At 65.9% G+C, this 21763-nt stretch carries 19 protein-coding genes and 1 tRNA gene; 10 read left to right on the top strand and 10 right to left on the bottom strand.

Annotated elements, in window-relative coordinates:
- Positions 1-5 precede the first annotated feature (5 nt).
- Entirely contained in the window at positions 6-1277 is a 1272-nt protein-coding gene (locus E1N52_RS08710; protein WP_133181946.1) for a Zn-dependent hydrolase, read from the bottom strand.
- 44 nt (positions 1278-1321) lie between these two features.
- Entirely contained in the window at positions 1322-2641 is a 1320-nt protein-coding gene (locus E1N52_RS08705) for an MFS transporter (protein ID WP_133181945.1), read from the bottom strand.
- 150 nt (positions 2642-2791) lie between these two features.
- On the opposite strand from E1N52_RS08705, the gene E1N52_RS08700 reads away from it, so the two are divergent.
- Complete coding sequence (locus tag E1N52_RS08700) at positions 2792-3742, top strand: LysR family transcriptional regulator (protein WP_133181943.1); 951 nt, start codon at positions 2792-2794, stop codon at positions 3740-3742.
- A 39-nt stretch (positions 3743-3781) separates the two neighbouring features.
- Here E1N52_RS08700 and E1N52_RS08695 read toward each other — a convergent pair whose 3' ends face one another.
- The 4 genes from E1N52_RS08695 to E1N52_RS08680 form a co-directional block, all read right to left on the bottom strand.
- Positions 3782-4240 (bottom strand): CopD family protein, encoded by a 459-nt coding sequence (locus E1N52_RS08695; protein WP_028205772.1) that lies wholly within the window; start codon positions 4238-4240, stop codon positions 3782-3784.
- A 133-nt stretch (positions 4241-4373) separates the two neighbouring features.
- Complete coding sequence (parC, locus tag E1N52_RS08690; RefSeq protein ID WP_133181941.1) at positions 4374-6689, bottom strand: DNA topoisomerase IV subunit A; 2316 nt, start codon at positions 6687-6689, stop codon at positions 4374-4376.
- Positions 6690-6728: 39 nt separating this feature from the next.
- Entirely contained in the window at positions 6729-8720 is a 1992-nt protein-coding gene (locus tag E1N52_RS08685; RefSeq protein WP_133181939.1) for a DNA topoisomerase IV subunit B, read from the bottom strand.
- A gap of 301 nt (positions 8721-9021) precedes the next feature.
- Entirely contained in the window at positions 9022-10950 is a 1929-nt protein-coding gene (locus E1N52_RS08680) for an ATP-binding cassette domain-containing protein (RefSeq protein ID WP_133181938.1), read from the bottom strand.
- Positions 10951-11113: 163 nt separating this feature from the next.
- On the opposite strand from E1N52_RS08680, the gene E1N52_RS08675 reads away from it, so the two are divergent.
- The 9 genes from E1N52_RS08675 to E1N52_RS08635 all read left to right on the top strand — a co-directional run bounded on the left by E1N52_RS08675 (position 11114) and on the right by E1N52_RS08635 (position 17218).
- On the top strand, positions 11114-11338 hold the full coding sequence (locus E1N52_RS08675) for a rubredoxin (protein WP_133181936.1): 225 nt from the start codon (positions 11114-11116) through the stop codon (positions 11336-11338).
- A gap of 207 nt (positions 11339-11545) precedes the next feature.
- Positions 11546-11620 (top strand) — tRNA-Arg (locus E1N52_RS08670).
- 114 nt (positions 11621-11734) lie between these two features.
- Entirely contained in the window at positions 11735-12007 is a 273-nt protein-coding gene (locus E1N52_RS08665; protein WP_133181934.1) for a hypothetical protein, read from the top strand.
- 73 nt (positions 12008-12080) lie between these two features.
- On the top strand, positions 12081-12389 hold the full coding sequence (locus E1N52_RS44570; RefSeq protein ID WP_205965591.1) for a hypothetical protein: 309 nt from the start codon (positions 12081-12083) through the stop codon (positions 12387-12389).
- 140 nt (positions 12390-12529) lie between these two features.
- Positions 12530-13858: a DNA (cytosine-5-)-methyltransferase gene (gene dcm / locus E1N52_RS08655; RefSeq protein WP_133181932.1), complete on the top strand. Its 1329-nt coding sequence runs from the start codon at positions 12530-12532 to the stop codon at positions 13856-13858.
- 40 nt (positions 13859-13898) lie between these two features.
- Positions 13899-14348 (top strand): very short patch repair endonuclease, encoded by a 450-nt coding sequence (locus E1N52_RS08650; protein WP_133181930.1) that lies wholly within the window; start codon positions 13899-13901, stop codon positions 14346-14348.
- Positions 14349-14535: 187 nt separating this feature from the next.
- Positions 14536-15039 (top strand): YbhB/YbcL family Raf kinase inhibitor-like protein, encoded by a 504-nt coding sequence (locus E1N52_RS08645; protein WP_133181928.1) that lies wholly within the window; start codon positions 14536-14538, stop codon positions 15037-15039.
- A 71-nt stretch (positions 15040-15110) separates the two neighbouring features.
- Entirely contained in the window at positions 15111-16517 is a 1407-nt protein-coding gene (locus tag E1N52_RS08640) for an MFS transporter (RefSeq protein ID WP_133181926.1), read from the top strand.
- Positions 16518-16627: 110 nt separating this feature from the next.
- The gene (locus tag E1N52_RS08635; protein WP_133181925.1) at positions 16628-17218 is read left to right on the top strand and encodes a hypothetical protein; all 591 of its coding nucleotides are present in this window, start codon (positions 16628-16630) and stop codon (positions 17216-17218) included.
- A 137-nt stretch (positions 17219-17355) separates the two neighbouring features.
- On the opposite strand, the gene otsA is transcribed toward E1N52_RS08635, so the two are convergent.
- The 4 genes from otsA to E1N52_RS08610 form a co-directional block, all read right to left on the bottom strand.
- Positions 17356-18828 carry an alpha,alpha-trehalose-phosphate synthase (UDP-forming) gene (otsA, locus tag E1N52_RS08630; protein WP_133181923.1) on the bottom strand — a complete coding sequence of 491 codons (1473 nt, stop codon included), beginning with the start codon at positions 18826-18828 and terminating at the stop codon, positions 17356-17358.
- 223 nt (positions 18829-19051) lie between these two features.
- Positions 19052-19273, bottom strand: a complete 222-nt coding sequence (locus tag E1N52_RS08625; RefSeq protein ID WP_133181921.1) for a hypothetical protein — start codon at positions 19271-19273, stop codon at positions 19052-19054.
- Between the two features lie 476 nt (positions 19274-19749).
- Entirely contained in the window at positions 19750-21135 is a 1386-nt protein-coding gene (locus E1N52_RS08615) for a sigma-54-dependent transcriptional regulator (RefSeq protein ID WP_133181918.1), read from the bottom strand.
- A gap of 306 nt (positions 21136-21441) precedes the next feature.
- Positions 21442-21759, bottom strand: a complete 318-nt coding sequence (locus E1N52_RS08610; RefSeq protein ID WP_133181916.1) for a hypothetical protein — start codon at positions 21757-21759, stop codon at positions 21442-21444.
- Positions 21760-21763: the final 4 nt, after the last annotated feature.

The following is a 21763-nucleotide window of genomic DNA, read 5'->3' as shown; positions in this document are numbered from 1 at the left end:
TTCTTTTACGCGTCGGCCGCGTTTTCCACTTCAGCGGCCAGGCGTACACCCGCGCGCACTGCGACGGCGTTCAGCAGTACGTTCGCGCCAGCGGTGACGTCTTCCGGCAACGCGTCCTCGGCTTCGTTGTGCGACAGGCCGTCCACACAGGGAATGAACACCATCGCGGTCGGACAGTAGCGCGCGAGGTGGATCGCGTCGTGGCCCGCACCGCTCACGATACGCTCGTGTGGATAACCGAAGCGCGCCGTTGCCTGCGCGACGAGTTCGACACACTGCTCGTCGAACGGCGTGGCGGGGCTAGTCCAGCAGTGCGCGATCTGCACGCCGAGACCGCGCTGTGCGGCCACGTCCGCGCATAGCGCGCGCAAGTCCCGCTCCATCGCGTCGAGCTGCGCATCGTCGGGATGGCGCAGATCGACCGTGAACGTCAGGTTCGCCGCGATCGTGTTGCGCGACGAGTTCGCGATCTGCGCCTGGCCGATCGTCACGAGACCGAGCGGTGCATAGCGCGCCATCGTGCGTTCGATGTCGAGCGACATCTGCGCCGCGCCGAACCACGCATCCTTGCGATAACGCATCGGCGTCGTGCCCGCGTGGGCGGCGACGCCCGTTACGTTCACGTCGAACCAGCGGATCGCCTGGCCGCCCGTCACGACGCCGATGGTCGTCTCGTTCGCCTCCAGAATCGGCCCCTGCTCGATATGGGCTTCGAAATAGGCGTCAACGGCTACGCCTTGCACGGCACGCGTGCCGCGCGCGCCGCATGTGTCGAGCGCCGCGGCGAGCGTCACGCCGTCGGCATCCGTGCGCGAGAGTGCGTCCGCCAGCGTCATCGCGCCCGCGAACACCGCCGAGCCCAGCATCGCCGGCGTGAAGCGCGCGCCCTCTTCGTTGGTCCACGAGCAGATCTCGATGGGCTTCCCGGTGCATGCACCGGCGTCATTGAGCGCGCGCACGACTTCGAGCGCGGCGAGCACGCCGTAGACGCCGTCGAAGCGGCCGCCTTCGGGCTGCGTGTCGAGATGGCTGCCCATCAGCACCGGCGCAGCTTGTGCATCGTCGCCTTCGCGGCGCGCGAACAGGTTCCCCACTTCGTCGGTCCACACCGTCATGCCCGCCTCGCGGCACCAGCGCGCGAACAACTCGCGCCCGCGCCGGTCTTCTTCGGTGAGCGCGAGGCGGCGCACGCCGCCGCCCGCCGTCGCGCCAATGCGCGCCATCTCCATGAGGCTCGCCCACAGGCGCGGGCCGTCGATCTGCAAAAGGTCTTTCATCGGTCCATCCATTTCAGTCGAACTATTCGAACACCTGCACAACGTCATCGTGTGATCAACGCCTCGGCTGCGGCCTCGTCATGCGCATGCTGGTGGCGGCGCGCGTCGAGCGCGACGATGCACAGCAGCGAAACGCCCGCGAGACACGTATAGAACACGGCGAGCGGCCACCACTGCCCCACATAGCGATGCGCGAGCCACGTGCCGACGAGCGGGGTGAGGCCGCCCGCGATCGCGCCGCACACCTGGTAAGAGAGCGAAATCGCGGAGTAGCGCACGCGCGTGGGGAACACGCCGGAAACGAAGCCTGCGATCACCGAGTAGAAGCTCGCCATGCAGACCACGGCGATCGCGATGCCGATCACCATCGGCACGACCTTGCCGCTTTGCACGAGCACGAACATCGGATACGGCGAGAGCATCGCAGCGAGCGCCGCGCACTTGAGGAAGCGCGCGCCGCCCATGCGTTCGGCGAGCCACGCAGCGAGCGGCTGCACGAGAAACTGGATGATCGCGACCGCGAACAGACAGTCGAGAATCAGCGAGCGCGTGATGCCGACGTACTGCGTGGTGTAGGCGATCATGAACGTGTTGGTGAAATACACGCCCGCAATGCCGATGGTGTTCGCGCCGATGCACAGCAGCACGAGGCCCCACGCCGAGCGGAACACTTCGGCGACGGGCAGCTTGAGCGTGCGGCGCTGGTCCTTGAGCTTCTCGAACTCGGGCGACTCGTTCACGCCAAGGCGGATCATGATGCCGACCACGAGCAGCACCGCCGATACGAGGAACGGCAGACGCCAGCCCCACGAGAGAAAGTCGGCCTTGTCGAGCGACGTGACCGAGCGGAACGCGAGCAGTGAAAGAATCAGGCCGGCGGGCGAACCCAGTTGCGCAAACGAGGCGAAGAACGTGCGGCGGCCTTCGGGCGCGTGCTCGCCCGCCATCAGCACCGCACCGCCCCACTCGCCGCCGACAGCGATGCCCTGCACCACACGCAGCAGCACGAGCAGCACCGGCGCGAGCATCCCCACGCTCGCATACGACGGCAGCAGGCCGACGCAGACGGTCGCGACGCCCATCATCATCAGCGTGGTCATGAGCGCTTTTTTGCGGCCGATGCGGTCGCCGAGGTGGCCGAAGATCAGGCCGCCGAGCGGACGCGCGAAGAACCCGACGGCAAAGGTAGCGAACGACGCCATCGTGCTCACGAAGCGGTCTTCAGATGGGAAATACAGCTCGCCGAACACGAGCGCGGCGGCCGTGGCGTAAATGTAGAAGTCGTACCACTCGATCATCGTGCCGATGAACGCCGCGGCGGCGGCGCGCACCGGTTGCCGGGTGCTGGGTTGTGGGTTGGCCATGCGTCGGTCTCCTTCAGGCGCGTGTGAGATGTGTTTGTGATGCATGCACGCTTTATCGCCAGCCACAATTCATTAGTCAAATTTCGCGTTATTATTCTGTGCATAAATTTAACTAATACCTTGGCGCACCACCGCGCCGGGAGACCGCCCATGCGCGCCGACACCACCCGCTTTCTCAACGACCGTCTCGACTGGAACCTGCTGCGCACCTATCTCGCGATCATGCAGGAGCGCAGCCTGAGCCGCGCCGCCGCCCGGCTCTATGTCACGCAGCCGGCCGTGAGCCAGGCGCTCAAGCGCCTCGAAGACGCGCTCGGCCGCAAGCTCATCGAGCGCCGCGGCGCGCAGTTCGTGCCGACCGAGGCGGGCGAAGAGGTCTATCGCATTGCGAGCGACATCTACGGCACGATTTCCCAGCTCGAAACCGGGCTAGACGAGCGCACTGCCGACATCACCGGCTCGATCCGCCTGCTCACGGTGAGCCGCATCGAGTCGCGCGTGTACGACGAATTTCTCGCGGAATTCCACACGGCCTATCCGCGCATCGACCTGCAGATCGAAGTGATGCGCTCCTCGGACATCATCTCGTCGCTGCTGCAAAAAACCGCGACGGCGGGCTTGAGCCTGTGCCGCACACCCATCGACAAGCTGGACATGCGCTGCTTTCTGCGTCAGCGCTATGCGATGTTCTGCGGCCGGCATCACCGGCTCTTCGGGCTTTCCCAGTTGACGATGGACGACCTGCTCGCGGAGAACTTCGTCTCCTTCACGAGCGACCAGCTCGGCGATAGCCTGTCGCCGCTCACGGTGTTTCGCGACCAGCGCGGCTTCACGGGGCGGATCGTGGCGTCGTCACCGAGTCTGGACGAGGTGCGGCGGCTGATCTTTGCGGGCTACGGCATTGGCTGCCTGCCCGAGCATACGGTGCGGGACGATCTGGCGCGCCAGCGCCTGTGGCGGCTGCCGCCGGAGGAAGGGCTCGTGGACGTCGATATCCACTTGCTGTGGCATCGCGAACGCAAGCGCAATGCGGCCGAAGAAGCGTTCTTCGACGCGATGGAGCGCTGCATGCAGCGCCATGCGCTCGCGGAGCGCCTGTAGTGCGTCAGGCGCGGACCGCGAACGTTGCAGGAGAACCGATCAGAACCCGCGCGCGAGCACCGCGACGCCGATCGTCACGATACCCAGCACGAGATTGATGACGACGAGCCGGCGCACGGTGCCCACGGCGCGCGCGCCGTCGGGCCACTTCTGCGCCTGCACGGCGCGGCGAATGCGCGGGAACACCGCGAAGCGGATGTGGCCGAAGATCAGCATCATCAGCACGCCGAGGCCCGCCATGGCATGCAGCTGCCACGTGGCATGCTCGCCGCCGAACTGCATGAGCAGAAAGCCGCCGGTCAGCAAGATCACGATGACCGAGACGCCCACCCAGTTGAAGAAGCGGCCGAACACCGATTCGATGAGCGGCAGGCGCAGTTGCGGCGAGAGGTCTTCGAGCGCCGGGCGCAGACAGAAGTGCGCGAAGATCATGCCGCCCACCCAGACGGCGACCCCCAGCAAATGCAGAAAGAGCGCGACTGCGATCGCGTGGCCCATGCTTGATTTCCCTCGTAACGTGTCATTATCGGCGGTGTGTCGACGGGAGTGAGTGCAACGCACTCCCGTCCCATGCCTTTGCGCGGCATTATTCCATGCCGCGAGGCGTCTCGCGCCGGATATGCCCGCACTTTTACTGCGGCAACACCGGACGCATGCCCGTCACGACCTTGAGCTTCGAGTCCGGCGCGCGGCCCTTGCGTGCGCGCTTGCCGATCTGCGGAGCCAGCACCGCGCCCGCCATCAGGTCCTCGGTCGCCTTGCCGCCGCGGCCCGTGCCCACGAGCACGACGCCCGCCGCGCTGATCGCGAGCGCCTGCACGAGCTTCTCGTTGTCGTCGAGCTGCATGAGCGTGACGCCACGCCCGCCGCCCGAGAGCGTCTTCATCTCGTCGAGGCCGAACACCAGCAAGCGACCGCCCGACGACAGACACGCCACCTGCAGCGCATCGGGCAGCATCGGCATCGGCGCGAGCGGCACGCAGCCCTCGTCGATCGTCATGAACGCCTTGCCTGCCTTCACGCGGCTCACCATGTCGCCGATCTTCGCGATGAAGCCGAAGCCGTTGCTCGACGCCAGCAGCAATTGCTGTTCCGCATTCGCCGCGAAGTAGTGCAGCAGATGCGTGCCCGCTTCGAGTTCGATGAGTGAAGTGACCGGCACGCCGTCACCGCGGCCGCCAGGCAGATTCGCAATCGATACCGAATAGACGCGGCCATTGCTGCCCCACGCGATGAGCGTGTCGGGCGTGCGGCACTGGAACGCCGCATAGAGACCGTCGCCGGCCTTGAACGTGAAGCCTTGCGTATCGAGCCCGTGGCCCTTGAGCGCACGCACCCAGCCCTTCTGCGAGACGACGACCGTGACCGGCTCGTCGACCACGCGCGCTTCGAAGCTCGCACGCTTTTCCTGCTGGATCAGCGTGCGGCGATCGTCGCCGTACTGTTTCGCGTCGGATTCGATTTCCTTCACGATGAGCCGCTTCATCGACGCATCGTTCGCGAGCAGTTCTTCGAGCTTCGCCTTCTCTTCGCGCAGTTCCGCGAGTTCCTTCTCGATCTTGATCTTCTCGAGCCGCGCCAACTGACGCAGACGGATTTCAAGAATGTCTTCGGCCTGGCGCTCGGAAAGCCCGAATGCGCCCATCAGCGCGCTCTTGGGCTCGTCCGACTCGCGGATGATGCGGATCACCTCGTCGATATTGAGGAAGACGATCATCCGCCCTTCGAGGATATGGATGCGGTCGTCGACCTTGGTCAGGCGGTGCTGCGTGCGCCGCGTGACCGTGGCGAAGCGGAAGCCGATCCACTCGCCCAGAATCTCGCTGATGCCCTTCTGGCGCGGGCGCCCATCGGCGCCGATCATCACGAGATTGAGCGAGGCGTTCGATTCGAGGCTCGTGTTCGCGAGCAGCGAATTGACGAACTCGGCCTGGTCGATGCGGCTCGTCTTCGGCTCGAACACGAGGCGCACGGGCGCGTCCTTGCCCGACTCGTCGCGCACGGCGTCGAGCAGCGCGAGCATGGTCTGCTTGCTCTGCAACTGCTCGGGCGTGAGCGTCTTCTTGCCGAGCTTGAGCTTCGGGTTCGTGAGTTCTTCGATCTCTTCGAGCACCTTCTGGCCCGACGTGTTCGGCGGCAGCTCGGTCACCACGAGCTGCCACTGGCCTCGCGCGAGGTCCTCGATCTTCCAGCGCGCGCGCACCTTGAGGCTGCCGCGGCCCGACTCGTAGGCCGCCGCAATTTCCGCATCGCTCGAAATGATCTGGCCGCCGCCCGGGAAATCGGGCCCCGGCAGCTTCTCCATGATCTCCGCATGCGAAAGCTTCGGGTTGCGAATCATCGCCACCGCCGCCGACGCGACTTCGCGCAGGTTATGCGAGGGAATTTCCGTGGCGAGACCGACCGCGATACCGGATGCGCCATTCAAAAGCAACATGGGCAGACGCGCGGGCAGCGTCTTCGGCTCCTGGAACGAGCCGTCGTAGTTCGGCATGAAATCGACGGTGCCCATGTCGATTTCGTCGAGCAGCAGCTTGGCGATGGGCGTCAGGCGCGCTTCGGTATATCGCATGGCCGCCGCGCCGTCGCCGTCGCGCGAGCCGAAATTGCCCTGACCGTCGATGAGCGGGTAGCGCATCGAGAAGTCCTGGGCGAGACGCACGAGCGCGTCGTAGGCCGACTGGTCGCCGTGCGGGTGGTACTTACCGAGCACGTCGCCCACCACGCGCGCCGACTTCACGGGCTTGGCGTTGTCGCCCAGGCCCATTTCGTTCATCGCGAAGAGAATGCGCCGCTGCACCGGCTTCTGGCCATCGCAGACATCGGGCAGCGCGCGGCCCTTCACCACGCTCACCGCGTAGTCGAGATAGGCGCGTTCCGCGTAGTGGCCGAGCGTGAGCGTGTCGCCGTTCGGGGCGTCCGTCACTTCAGCAAAGAGATCGTCCATGTTTCAATCAGTCCGTAATCGTATGTGCGCCTGCGCGTATCAGATATCCGCTTCGACTTCGTTGCCCTTTTCTTCGAGCCACGAACGGCGCGAAGCCGCTTCGCCCTTGCCCATGAGCATCGTCATGCGCGCGACCGTGGCCTCGTAGTCGAGGTCGCCGAGTGCGATGGGCGAGAGGCGCCGCGTGTCGGGGTTCATCGTCGTGTCCCAAAGCTGCTCGGCGCTCATTTCGCCAAGACCCTTGAAGCGGCTGATGGTCCATTGCGTTTCGCGCACGCCGTCCTTGCGCAGCTTGTCGAGGATCGCTTCGAGTTCGCCTTCGTCGAGCGCATAGAGCTTCTGCGCGGGCTTCTTGCCGCGCGCGGGCGCATCCACACGGAACAGCGGCGGGCGCGCCACGCACACGTGACCGCGCTCGATGAGCTGCGGGAAATGCTTGAAGAAGAGCGTGAGCAGCAGCACCTGGATGTGCGAGCCGTCGACGTCGGCATCGGAAAGAATGCAGATCTTGCCGTAGCGCAGATTCGAAAGATCGACCGTCTCGTCGGGGCTGTGCGGATCGACGCCGATCGCCACCGAAATGTCGTGCACTTCGTTGTTCGCGAAGAGACGGTCGCGCTCGGTCTCCCACGTGTTGAGCACCTTGCCGCGCAGCGGCAGGATGGCCTGGTACTCCTTGTCGCGCCCCATCTTCGCGGAGCCGCCGGCGGAGTCGCCCTCGACCAGGAAGAGTTCATTGCGTGCGATGTCGGTCGATTCGCAGTCGGTGAGCTTGCCGGGCAGCACGGCCACACCCGAGCTCTTGCGCTTCTCGACCTTCTGGCCCGCGCGCGTGCGCGCCTGCGCCTGCTTGATGACGAGATCGGCGAGCTTCTTGCCGTGCTCAACGTGCTGGTTGAGCCACAGCTCCAAAGCGGGACGCGAGAACGACGAAACGAGCTTCACGGCGTCGCGGCTGTTCAGGCGCTCCTTGATCTGCCCCTGGAACTGCGGATCGAGCACCTTGGCCGAGAGCACGAACGAGACGCGCGAGAACACGTCTTCGGGCAGCAGCTTCACGCCTTTCGGCTGAAGATTGTGCAATTCGACGAAGCTCTTCACGGCCTGGAACAGACCGTCGCGCAGGCCGCTTTCGTGCGTGCCGCCAGCCGGCGTCGGGATCAGGTTCACGTACGACTCGCGCGTGAGCGAGCCTTCCTCGCTCCACGCCACGACCCACGCGGCGCCCTCGCCTTCGGCGAAGGTGTCGTCGGTGGTGCGCGCGTCGGCGTAGCGTTCGCCTTCGAAGAGCGGAATCAGCAGGTCGGCGCCGCCCATGCCTTCGAGCAGATAGCCGCGCAGGCCGTCTTCATACTTCCAGCTCTGGCGCTCGCCGGTCTTCTCGATGACGAGTTCGACCTCGACGCCCGGCAGCAGCACGGCCTTCGAGCGCAGCAGACGCTGAAGTTCGCCGAGCGGCAGATTGGGCGAGTCGAAATACTTGGGATCGGCCCACGCGGTCACGCGCGTGCCGCTCTTCTTCTCGTCGCGCGCAGCGTTGCGCGTCGCGAGCTGCTTCGTGACGTTGCCGTCCGAGAAGCCGATTTCGGCGACCTTGCCGTCGCGCCACACGGTCACGTCGAGGCGCGTGGACAGCGCGTTGGTGACCGAGACGCCCACGCCGTGCAGGCCGCCCGAGAACGTATAGGCGCCGCCGGCGGCCTTGTCGAACTTGCCGCCCGCGTGCAGGCGCGTGAAGACGATCTCGACGACGGGTACCTTCTCATCGGGGTGCAGGCCGAACGGAATGCCGCGGCCGTCGTCCTCGACGGAGACGGAATGGTCGGCGTGCAGCGTCACGGTGATGCGCTTGCCGTAGCCGCCGAGCGCTTCGTCCGAGGCGTTGTCGATGACTTCCTGGATGATGTGCAGCGGATTCTCGGTGCGCGTATACATGCCCGGCCGCTGCCGGACGGGCTCGAGGCCCTTGAGCACCTTGATCGACGCTTCGCTATAGCCAGTGTTTCCAGCGTTGGACTTCTTCGTTGACATGGTGATCCACAGGGGGTTGTCCGCGCGCTTGTCCACAGGTCCTGTGGACATCTGCGGGGAAAACGCGTTGAGCGTTCAAAAAAACCGATACGAAACAAGGAGGTGAACCGGCTGCGCGCCGCGGTGGCAGGTGCGCTCGCGGCGGCGCAGTCGTTCGCCCAGTTGTTCGAATTCGCGAGGTATTGTACTGATTTGGGCCCGCACGGCAATTTGCTTGGGGGTTGGCTGGCCAAACGGATGAGTACGGCCCGCCCGTCCGCCTTAAAAAAAAGCGGCCTTCATCAGGCCGCTTTCTCTCGCATCACTTGCGCTTGCTCTCCAGCTCCTCCCACCGCTCCAGCGCGACGAGCAATTCCTCGTCGATCGCCGCGTAGCGCTCGGTGAGCCGCGTGCCTTCGGCCGCGTCCTTCGCGAAGATCGACCCGTCTTCGATCTTCGCGCCGATCGTCTTCTGCTCCGTCTCCAGCGCCTCGATACGCTTGGGCAGTTCCTCGAGTTCGCGCTGCTCCTTGAACGAGAGCTTCACGGAGCGCTGGGCATTGCGTCCGGCCGCGCTGTCCTTGGGCGCCGCCACAGCAACAGCGGCTTCCTTCGGCGCGCGCGCCTCGGCAATCTCCTGCGCGCGGGTGCTCTGCGTCTGCCAGTCCGTGAAGCCGCCCACGTACTCGCGCCAGCGCCCTTCGCCCTCGGACGCGATCACCGAAGTCACCACGTTGTCGAGGAACGCGCGATCGTGCGAAACGAGCAGCACGGTGCCGTCATAGTCGGTCAGCAACTCTTCGAGCAGTTCGAGCGTCGGGATGTCGAGGTCGTTGGTCGGTTCGTCGAGCACGAGCACGTTCGCGGGCCGCGCGAACAAACGCGCGAGCAGCAGGCGATTGCGCTCGCCGCCCGAAAGCGACTTCACGGGCGAGCGCGCACGTTCCGGCGCGAACAGGAAGTCGCCGAGATAGCTCATCACGTGCTTCTTCGCGCCGTTGATCTCGACCCAGTCGCTGCCGGGGCTGATGGTATCGGCGAGGCTCTTTTCCATGTCGAGCTGCGCGCGCATCTGGTCGAAGTACGCGACCTGCAGGTTCGTGCCAACCCGCACCGTGCCTTCGTCGGGCTTCAACTCGCCGAGAATCAGCTTCAGCAGCGTGGTCTTGCCCGCGCCGTTCGGACCGACAAAGCCGATCTTGTCGCCGCGCATGACCGTCGACGAGAAGTTATCGACGATCGTGCGGCCACCATAGCGCTTGGTCACGTCCGTGAGTTCGGCGACGATCTTGCCGGACTTCTCGCCCTGCGCCACGTCGAGCTTCACGTTGCCCTGGACGTTGCGGCGCTCGGCGCGGTCGTTGCGCATCTGCACGAGGCGCGCGATACGCCCCACGCTGCGCGTGCGGCGCGCTTCCACGCCCTTGCGGATCCACACTTCTTCCTGCGCGAGCAGTTTGTCGAACTTCTCGTTCTCCACGCGCTCGACTTCGAGCTGCTGGGCCTTGCGCTCCTGGTACTGCGAGAAGTTGCCCGGATACGAGAGCAGCTTGCCGCGATCGAGTTCGACGATACGTGTCGCCACGCGATCGAGAAACGCGCGGTCGTGGGTGATGAAGAGCAGGCTCGAGCGCTGCGCCACGAGCAGTTCCTCGAGCCAGCGGATGCCGTCGAAGTCGAGGTGGTTGGTCGGTTCGTCGAGCAGCAGGATATCGGGCTGCACGACGAGCGCGCGGGCAAGCGCCACGCGCTTTTGCATACCGCCCGAAAGCGCGCCCACGCGGGCGTCGCCTTCGAGGCCGATCTGCGCGAGCGTCGTGGAAACGCGCGTGCGCCAGCTCCAGGCATCGGCGTGATCGAGCGACGATTGCAGCGTGTTCATGCGCGCGAGCAGCGCGTCGTGCTCGGCGCCTTCGGGCGTGTCCGCGAGCTTGTGCGCGACCGTGTCGTATTCGTCGAGCAGCGCTTGCACGTCGCCAAGGCCCGAGGCGACGGTGTCGAACACCGTGGCGTCGGCGTCGAAATCGGGCTCCTGCGGCACGTAGACGGTCGAAAGCTCCTGCTGGCGCGTGACGAGGCCGTCGTCGGGCTTGGCGAGATCGGCGACGATCGTGAGCAGCGACGACTTGCCCGCGCCGTTGCGGCCGATCAGCCCGACGCGCTCGCCGGCTTCGAGCGAAAAGTCCGCGTGGTCGAGCAGCGCGACGTGGCCGAACGCCAGTTGCGCGTCTGTGATGGTGTAAAGCGACATGGATGGAAAGCGATGCGTGCGGTGGACCTGAAGGAGGCATTGTACCGGGCCGCGCAGGTCGGGCCTTCGCGTTTAGCGTCCCTATAGCACGGCGGCACGCGCGCCGTTTTCCGGTAACATCGCGGGTCGCCCGCGCCGCCCTGCCTTGTAGATAAAGGGCCGCATGACGGGCCGCGCATCGAATCGACTAAATGAAGGACACGCTGTGAGCGAAGTAATCGAGTACAAGAGCTGGGTCTGCCTGATCTGCGGCTGGATCTACAACGAGGAAGAAGGACTGCCCGACGAGGGCATCGCCGCCGGCACGCGCTTTGCGGATATTCCCGACGACTGGCGCTGCCCGCTGTGCGACGTGGGCAAGGCGGAGTTCGCCGTCGTCGAGTTCTGATCGCGGCGACTCGCGGGCAAGCGATAAAACGCGACGCCGAAGCTGCTGAAGCGTCATTTTCGCGCCCGAACGCGTTTGCTATACTCTTGGCCCTGCGCCGCGATATCGCTCGGTCCCGCAAGGCCGAACTGCTTCGCGCGCCGCTCCGCGCCATGACGGGTCACTTGGGAAACATGGCGATCGAACGGAGCCATGCTCGACCTCGCGCTCCCTGTAGTTCAATGGATAGAACAAGTGCCTCCTAAGCGCTAGATGCAGGTTCGATTCCTGCCAGGGGGACCAGCCGCTCGAGCACCCGAGCCGCGTATGCCGGCCGCGAAGGCCGCAACCGGTCCGCAGATCCCCGTCCCGTCTCTTTCGCGCACTCGCGCACCCTCTTTCCCGAGCAGGTTTTCCATGGACATCAACAAGCAAGTCGCCGCCCTCACCGCCTCCGAACTGCAGACGGCAGGAGCCAGTCAGGCCACCGCCATCGCCGTGAGCGTGTTGCTGCGCCACCTCAATTCGCCCGAACTCGCCCGCCAACTGGGCGCGGCGTTCGAGAACCACCAGGCCGTGATGCTGCAAACGCCCTGGCCCGAGCCGATGCTGAACTCGTTCGAAGCGACGCGGCGTTTCTTCGAAAGCGCGGCCCAGGTGCAAGGCGCGACGCCGCCAGCTGCCGAATAAACGGAATTTGATCGGCCAATTAGGGGTAAATACCGAGTCAAAAATCCCTAAAGAAGCGGGAATTTGTGCCGTAATGGCCTTCATGGAGTCCACGCGTCCCCTTCCCGCCGGTCATATGATGTCAATCCTCATCGACCAGGATATCGCGCACATTCGTCGCGTGATGCCCCTGTCGCTCGCCGGCGACTTCGGCGGCCCGATTCTCCCCGCGCTCTACTGGCGCCAGCGCCTGCATCGCCTGCTCGACACCGGTCACGTGAACAAGGGCCAACTGTGTGAGATCGACAGCCTGCTGCTCATCCTCGATCTGCACGAGCTGAACGTCGCCTCGGCCACCGCCGCCCAGGCGAAGCAGGCAAACGCCGGCCCGCAACACTCCTGACTTCTCCCTGAATTTTCGACGTTCGCACGTCCAGGCATTCGCCTGCGCGAGGCGCGTCTGCGCACGCACATCGGGAATTCCTGGTGCCGCGGGTCGACCATCGGTCATAATGTCCGCAAAAATACCCTAACGAGGACTCCGTGCTCACGGCCGAACCGAGAGACCTGCTCCAGCAGGCACGCAAGCGTTTCACGCAACAGCAGATCGCCACACACGTCGGCCGCGACGTGAAGACCGTGCGACGTTGGGAAAAAGGCGAAACGCCCTGTCCCGCGATGCTCGAAGCCGCACTGCGCGAGCTGCTGCAAGGCGGCGCTCACGCCAATGGCGGCGCGGCGCGCTTTCGCTTCATCGACCTGTTCGCCGGCATCGGCGGCATCCGCAAGGGGTTCGAGGCACACGGCGGCGAGTGCGTCTTCACGAGCGAATGGAATCCGTTCTCGCGCAAGACCTATCTGGAAAACTACGGCGAGGATCATCCGTTCATCGGCGACATTACGGCCGTGGACGCCGCCGACGTACCCGATCACGACGTCCTGCTCGCGGGCTTTCCGTGCCAGCCGTTCTCGATCGCGGGCGTGAGCAAGAAGAACGCGCTTGGCCGTCCGCACGGCTTTGCCTGCACCACGCAGGGCACGCTGTTCTTCGACGTCGCGCGCATCATCGCCGAGAAGCGGCCCGCCGCATTCTTGCTCGAGAACGTGAAGAACCTCGTCTCGCACGACCGCGGCCGCACGTTCGACGTGATCCTCCACGTGCTGCGCGACGAGCTTGGCTATGACGTGCACTACCGCGTGATCGACGGAAGCCATTTCACGCCGCAGCATCGCGAACGCATCATCATCGTCGGCTTTCGCGAGCCGGCGGCGTTCTCGTGGGACGCGCTCGCGCTGCCTGAAGCAGGCCCGCGCCTCGCCTCGATCCTGCACCGCACCGACGGCTGCGAGCCGCTGCTCCCCTGGGACGGCGAGCGCTTTTTCGATCACGGCGCGCGCCGCGTGCAGCCGAAGTACACGCTCACGCCGGGGCTCTGGGCCTATCTGCAGCAATACGCCGAGAAGCACCGCGCGGCCGGCAACGGCTTCGGCTTCGGCCTCGCGTTTCCCGACAGCGTCACGCGCACGCTTTCTGCGCGCTATCACAAGGACGGCTCGGAGATCCTCGTCTATCAAGGCGAAGGATTGCGCCCGCGCCGCCTCACGCCGCGCGAGTGCGCGCGGCTGATGGGCCTGCCCGACACGTTCCGCATTCCGGTGAGCGACACCCAGGCGTACCGCCAGTTCGGCAACAGCGTGGTGATGCCGGTGATGCGCGAAGTCGCGCGCACGATGATGCCGCATCTCGATGCGATGCTGGCCGCACGGCCCGAAGCACCGCGCGCGCAAGCGACGACGGTTCCCGCCATTGCGCGCACCACGCGCAACAAGCGCAACGCGGCCCCGGCGACGGCCACGGCGGGAGGCCGCTGACCGGCGCGCGCCGCGGCCAACCGAAGCGAGGCGACAGACGATGGTGGACGTCGTCGATACCGCGACGCGCAGCCGGATGATGTCCGGCATACGCGGACGCAACACGAAGCCGGAGAAGCTGATCCGAAGTCTGCTGCACCGGCGCGGCTTCCGCTTTCGCCTGGACGTGCGCGAGCTGCCCGGCCGGCCCGACATCGTGCTGCCGCGCCGGCGCGCCGTGGTGTTCGTGCACGGCTGCTTCTGGCACGGCCACAACTGCGCGCTCTTCAAGTGGCCGCAAACGCGCCCCGAGTTCTGGCGCGCGAAGATCGCGCGCAACCGTCTGAACGACGCCAAGGCGCTCGCCGCGCTCGCAGCCCAGGGCTGGCGTGTGGCGGTGGTCTGGGAATGCGCGTTGCGTGGCGCGCAGCACGATCCGCGGGCGGTCGTCGAGCGGCTTGCCGCGTGGCTCGAAGACGAGTCGTCGACCTGGTTCGAGGCGCGCTCGTAACGCGCCCTCGCCATGCGCTGCAAGAAGCGCGGCGTCCAGCCGATGCGCCGCGCATCTTCCGCTGCGAAGCTGGCCCTGCCTGTCGACCCCGCAGTGATAAACTCGATCGACCGGCTGCGCACCCACCTTCACGCGTCATACGTGCTGGCGCAACCGTCCCACGATTCCCAAACGAAGGAGGCAACCGATGGCTGATTTCCGACTTTGGTCCGATGACTTTCCCAGCAACGGTTTCATGCCGAAGGCGCAGGAGTTCGACGACCGGGCCTTCGGTGTCGACGGCGACAACGTCTCGCCCGCGCTTCAGTGGGACGAACCGCCCGCCGACACGCAAAGTTTCGCGCTCACCGTCTACGATCCGGACGCGCCCACGGGCAGCGGCTTCTGGCACTGGGTCGTGGTGAATATTCCGCCCGACGTGCGCTCGCTCGCCCGCAACGCCGGCAAGGCCGACGGCAGCCTGCTCCCGCAGGGTGCAGTGCAGGTGCATAACGACTACGGCACGGTCGGCTTCGGCGGCGCGGCACCCCCGCGCGGCGACAAACCCCATCGCTACATCTTCCGCGTGCATGCGCTCAAGGCGGCGCAACTGCCCGTCACGCCGGAAACGACGAACGCGGTGGCGCGCTTCATGACGCATCTGAACGAGGTGGATTCGACCACCTACGTCGGGCTCTATGAACTGAAATAAGCCGCCAGAGAACACCAGAAAACAACGTCCAGCCGGCGGCGCACGTCCATCGTGCGCCGCCTCTCCCGTCGATGCCCACGCTTTCCGAACTCTCCGCCGATTCCACCGCCGACATCGAAAGCGGCCTGCCCTTCCCACAGCGTTACTACGCGATCCTCGTGGTCGCGCTCGGCATCACGCTCGCCGTGCTCGACGGCGCGATCGCCAATGTCGCGTTGCCGACCATCGCGCGGCATCTACACGCGAGCGCAGCAAGCTCGATCTGGATCGTCAACGCGTATCAGCTCTCGGTGACCATCTCGCTCCTGCCGCTCGCCTCGCTCGGCGACCGCATCGGCTACAAGCGCGTGTATCTGGCCGGCATGGTGCTCTTCACCGTCGCATCGCTCGGCTGTGCGCTGGCGACCACGCTGCCCGAACTCGCCCTCGCACGCATGGTGCAAGGCTTCGGCGGCGCGGGGATCATGAGCGTGAACACCGCGCTCGTGCGCATGATCTATCCGCGCGCGCAACTCGGCCGCGGCGTCGCCATCAACGCGATGGTCGTCGCGATCGCCTCGGCCGTCGGACCGACGCTCGCCTCGGGCGTGCTCGCCATCGCGACGTGGCCCTGGCTCTTTGCGATCAACGTGCCGATCGGCATCGCCGCGCTCGCGCTAGGTCTGCGCGCGCTGCCCGTGAACGAGCGGCATCCCGCGCCCTACGACTATTTGAGCGCCGTGCTCAACGCGATCGTGTTCGGCCTCCTGATCTTTGCCGTCGACGGCCTCGGCCACGGCGAGAGCAATCGTCTCGTCGCGCTCGAATTCGTGCTCGCGATCGTGGTCGGCTGGTTCTTCGTGCGCCGCCAGCTCACGCAGGCCGCGCCGCTCCTGCCCGTCGACCTGCTCGCCAACCCCGTGTTCGCACTGTCGATCAGCACCTCGGTCTGCTCGTTCTGCGCGCAGATGCTCGCGTTCGTCGCGCTACCCTTCATGCTGCAGGAGACCTTCGGTTTCTCGCAGGTCGACACGGGCCTCCTCATGACGCCGTGGCCGCTCGTCATCGTCGGCGCCGCGCCGCTCTCGGGCGCGCTCTCCGACCGCTATCCGGCCGGCATGCTCGGCGGCATCGGACTCGCGCTCTTCGCGCTCGGCTTGCTCTCGCTCGCGACACTCGGCGCGCATCCCACGGTGTTCGATATCTGCTGGCGCATGGCGTTGTGCGGCGTGGGCTTCGGCGTGTTCCAGTCGCCCAACAACCGGCAGATCCTCTCCTCCGCACCGCGCGAGCGCAGCGGCGGCGCGAGCGGCATGCTTGGCACCGCGCGCCTCACCGGGCAGACACTCGGCGCGGCGCTCGTCGCGCTCATCTTCGGCGTTGCACCGCAACACGGGCCGACCATGGCGCTCTTCGTGGCGACGGCCTTCGCCGCCGTCGCGGCAGTCGTGAGCCTGTTGCGCCTCATGCCGGGCACCGCGGCGCGCACGCCGCGCTAAGCGCGGCCTAACCCTGCGCGCGCGCAGGCACTAACATGGATTCAGGGCGAGCCGCATTCGCGGCTGCGCCCGGCGAGTCAACCTGCCGAATCCGGCAAAGGGGGCTTCCCATGTCACTGATCGTCGCTGGTCGGTTCACGACCTTTCCCGCCGCCGAAGCCGCCGCCGAAAAGCTCTACGCGGGCGGCTTCCTCGAAGAAGACGTCAACCTCTTCTTCGTCAATCCGCGCGGCCAGCATGCGCGCCACGGCGCCCACGAGACGCCCATGGGCGCACCACCCACCGTCATCGCAGCGCACCCGCATCACACCCGCAATATCACGGCAGGCGCCGTGGCGGGCGCCGTGGTGGGCGTGGTGATTTTCAGCGCGTTCTCGGCTGCGCTGCCTTCGGTCGTGATCGCGGCCGGCGTGGGCGCCTGGATCGGGGCGCGCATCGGCGCGAGCGTGGGGGTGAAAGCCGCTGCGCAGCAGATGGCGGCGCATCACGAGCGGGTCCATCGCGAGACGCGCAGCGACGGCGTGCTGCTCTCGGTGCACGTCTGCTACGAGAACCAGGATCTCGCCGCGCAGCTGCTGCGCGACGGTGGTGCCGCCGATATCGAGTGCGCCTCGGGCCAGTGGCACGACGGACACTGGGCCGATTTCGATCCGACCCGCCCGCCGATGCCGTTCGCCGCGCCGACCGGCCAGCGGATCTGAGCGCGCGCTGCACCGCGGATACATCACGCGGGCGCAAAAAAACGCGGCGGCCCGAAGGCCGCCGCGCGGATCCAATTGCGTCGGGAAAACGTTAGCGGGCTAAAGGCGGCACGCCGCCTTGCCGCTCACCGAGGCCGCTACGCGCGCGCTGCGCGCTGCGGCTGTTCGGGCGCACTCGTTTGCACGGAAGCTTTCCCCGCCGGCGCGGCGTTGCGCGCCCGGGCCGTGACCGAAGCCGCCGTCGCGACGCTGCGCAGGTCGGCGAGGAACGTATCGCGCCACACCGAAAGATTGTTCTCGCGCAGCGACGCCATCATGTCGTTGTAGCGCGAGACGCGCTCGGCGTGCGGCATGGAGAGCGCGCGCTCCAGTGCCTCGGCCGTCTGGTTCAGGTCATACGGATTCACGACCAGCGCGCCCGGCAACTGTTCGGCCGCGCCCGCGAACTGCGAAAGCACCAGCACGCCCGGATCGTCGGGATTCTGCGACGCCACGTATTCCTTCGCCACGAGATTCATGCCGTCGCGCAGCGGCGCGACGTAGCCCACTTGCGCCTCGCGGAACAGCGCCATCAGCAGATTGCGCTCGTACTTGCGGTTCAGGTACTGGATCGGCGTCCAGTCGAGCTGTGCGAAACGCCCGTTGATGCGGCCCGCCTCGCCTTCGAGATTGCGGCGGATCGTCTGGTAGGTCTGCACGTCGGAGCGCGTCGGCGGCGCGATCTGCAGGAGCGAGACGCGGCCATGCCAGCCCGGCCCGTTCTGCAGCAGGCGCTCGAACGCCTGAAAGCGCTCGGCGAGCCCCTTCGAATAATCGAGCCGGTCCACGCTCATGATCAGCTTGCGTCCGCGCATGGCTTCGCGCAGGCTGCGCACGGCCTTGCGGTCGGAGAACTGCGACGAGGCCTTTGCAATGGCGTCCGGATAGATGCCGATGGGGTACGCCCCGACCTTCAGGAAGCGGTCCCACGCGTGAACCATGCCGTCGTCGCTCGCCGTGCCATGGCCGCCGCGCTCGACGTAGTCGAGAAAGGCCTGGCGATCGGCGCCGGTCTGGAAGCCGACCACGTCGTAGTGGCACATGAACTTCATGAGTTCTTCGTGCGGCGGCACCGAGCGCATGACTTCGGGCACCGGCAGCGGGATGTGCAGGAAGAAGCCGATCGGGTTCTTGACCCCGAGATCGCGCAGGCAGCGCGCGAACGGAATCAGGTGATAGTCGTGCACCCAGATGATGTCGTCGGGCTCGATGAGCGGCTGCAACTGGCGCGCGAGCGACACGTTCACGCGCAGGTAGCCGCCGTACTCCTGGCGCTCATAGCGCGCGAGGTCGTTGCGGTAGTGGAACGTCGGCCAGAGCGTCGTATTCGAGAAGCCCTTGTAGTACTGGTCATAGTCACGCCGGGTAAGACCCACCGTCGCGTAGGTGACGCTGCCCTGCTGCTCGATGACCGGTGCGCACGGCTCCGCGACGGTCTCGCCGCTCCACCCGAACCACACACCGCCGGTTTCCTTGAGCGCGTCCAATACGCCGACTGCGAGCCCGCCCGCTGCGGGACGGCCCTCCTGGGTCGGCGCAACGCGATTCGATACCACGATCAGTCTGCCCATTGCGGCTCTACCTCCTGTTTCGTTGGGTCCGAAGACGATGCTTCAGGTACGTACGCAAGACGCGTGCCGGTTACGCAGGGTCTGGAGCAAAAATCTTTTCTCACATACGATAGCGCGAGCAAATTCCGCGCGGCCAGCACGCAAGAACGGAATACCCCGGTGATCTGTCAGGCCAGGAAACCGGCCTGCACGCAGCGCGCGGCGAACTGCGGTTCGAAGCGGATCAGGCGTCCTGTTCCGAGCCGAGATCGCGCTGGTACTCGATGCCCTCAGCCCGCGCCCCGCCTTGGTTGTACTCGCCGTCGGGCGGCACGCCAGGCGCCGCGCGATTCTGGCCCGCGGGGTCCGGCGCGTCCGACTGCTGCGGACTGCTTTTCTCTTGCGAATCGCGCGGGCCACGCTTGCCCGTGTAACGTGCAGAGCGGCGCAAGGCAGGATGTCTCATGTCGATGCCTCCAGCGGAAGGCGGCCACGCGGCGGTGGCGTTTTTTTATAGTCTAGGGTTTGCCGCGTGAATTCGCCGGTAAAAATGGTGGAGCCTTTGTAACTAGTACATAAAAACCGTCAGGCTCGCTTGATGATTTCGGCAGGCCGTGCGAGCAACGGCTCACGGGGCGGGCAATGCGTCACGCGAACGATGAAATCGAGAGGAGACCGAAGGGTCGAATCGGGGTCGCGCGTGCGGCACTTCACCCGGTGGCTCGGGCGGATCGCCAATAGGAGGCACGTCGGGCTCACCGGGCTGGTCCGGCGGCGGTTCATCGGGCTGCGGGGTATGCGCGAGCCAGGGCTTCACGCGGACGGCATCACTGGATTTGCAGCTCGGCATCTTTCGCTCCTCGTCATGGACGCGAAACTCACACTGCAAGCGTCGTACCGCCCGTACAAGCGCGCCTGGGCGGGCGCGCTTGCTAATGCTGCTCAGACGCCGGCTACGCGCGCGGGCGCATCGCCCTTGCCGGCGCTTTCGTTGCCGTACTCCACAAGACGGTTATAGAGCGTCTTCAGGCTGATGCCGAGGATTTCCGCCGCCCGCGTCTTCACGCCACCGCACTGCTCGAGCGTCGCGAGAATGAGCTGGCGATCGGCGTCGGCGAGCGAGGTGCCGAACGGGATCGTCACTGCCGTACCCGCAATCGGCTTCGAGAGCGAGATCTGCAGCGGCACGGTAGCCGTGAAATCGCCGTCGTTGCCCGACATGATATGCGCACGCTGCACGTAGTTTTTCAGCTCGCGCACATTGCCGGGCCACGGGTAAGCCGCCAGCATGTCGCGCACCGCCGCGGGAAACTGCTTTTTCGTGCCGTGACGCTCGTTCAGCTCGTCGAGGAACGCCTGGGCGAGCAGCTCGACGTCCTTGCCGCGCTCGCGCAGCGGCGGCAGGCTGATCGGAAACACGTTCAGGCGGTGATAGAGGTCCAGACGCAGCTTGCCTTCGGCAACGGCCTGCTCCGGGTCGCGGTTGGTCGCCGCGATCAGGCGCACGTCGGTCTCGATCTCCTTGGTCGTGCCCACGCGCATGAACATGCCGGTTTCGAGCACGCGCAGCAGCTTCACCTGCAGCTCGATCGGCATTTCGGTGATTTCGTCGAGGAACAGCGTGCCGCCGTTCGCGCGCTCGAAATAGCCCTTGTGCTGCCGGTCGGCGCCCGTAAACGAGCCGCGCTCGTGACCGAACATTTCGGACTCGATCAGATTCGGCGAGATCGCCCCACAGTTCACCGCGAGGAATTCGTGCTTGCGGCGCAGGCTCAACTGGTGGATGGTCTGCGCAGCCACTTCCTTGCCGGTGCCCGATTCGCCCACCAGCATGACCGAGGCGGGTGTGGGCGCAACGCGGCTGATCTGGTCATAGACCTCCTGCATGGTCGGCGAATTGCCGAGCATCAGGCCGAAGCGCCCCATGCGGCGCAGCTCGCCGCGCAGCGTGCCGATTTCGGCCTTGAGGTCGCCCGCGCGCGGCAGGCGGTTCAGGATCGCCTTCACGCGCTGGAGGTTGATCGGCTTGACCAGGTAATCGATCGCGCCGGACTTGAGCGCATCGACGGCCGTCTCGACCGTTGCGTGCCCGGTGATGACCACGAGTTCCACGCCCGAGCGCGGGTCGAGGTCCTCGAAAAGGTCGGTGCCACTGCCGTCGGGCAGCTTCAGGTCGGTGAAGACCACGTCCGGCGTCTGCCGCACGAGCTGAATGCGCGCCTCGCGCAGGTCGCCTGCCTGCGCAGTGGTGAGACCGTCTTCGCTCACCACGGCCGCTAGCGCCTCGCGGGTTTCCGCATCGTCATCGACAATCAATACATGTGGCATCGCGTCTCGTCAGCCTTGATAGGTGAATGGCTCCAAAGCGCGAGCGCCGCGCCCTTCGCAAGCGCGCCGGACAGCGTTGCCCGGCACCGCGGAAGTCGCGACGCAGATTATTGCGCTGCAGTGGAGTACGAAACGGTCGGACGCACGCCCAAGACGGCAAAAGCCTGAAAATGCGCGGTTTTGCTACATGTGAGCAACAATACCGTCAGCCGCGGGCCGCCCGAACCTCGATTGTTGTTGATATGACTATTATAGACTTATTCGAGATAAGCGGGCACGGCTCTCGCGTGCCCCTGTCTTGCCCGCCTAGCTATGCGGAAACGGCCACGGCATGCCAGCCGAGCCATTCGCGCCGTTCATGCCAGTCGTCGTCCGGTTCTTCATGCCATGTGCCGGCGAGTCCGACGCGCCGCCCGCCATGGCCATTTCCGGGCCCTGTCCGTTGTTGCCCGTGGTATCGGCGAGCGAACCGCCTTCGCCTTCCCAGCGGCTCAGATCGCGATAAAAGGTTTGCCGTTGCATGCGGTGACGCTGCGAGAAACGCCAGGCCAGCATGCCCGCCATGGCGCCAAGGGCGCCGACGGTCACCAGGGTTCCTACCAAACCACTTCGGTTCTTGGACATCGCT

The sequence above is a fragment of the Paraburkholderia guartelaensis genome (assembly GCF_004353905.1).
Classification (GTDB): Bacteria; Pseudomonadota; Gammaproteobacteria; order Burkholderiales; family Burkholderiaceae; genus Paraburkholderia; species Paraburkholderia guartelaensis.
Note: the sequence above shows the minus strand (reverse complement) of the source record. Positions and strands in the feature narration are given on the sequence as shown.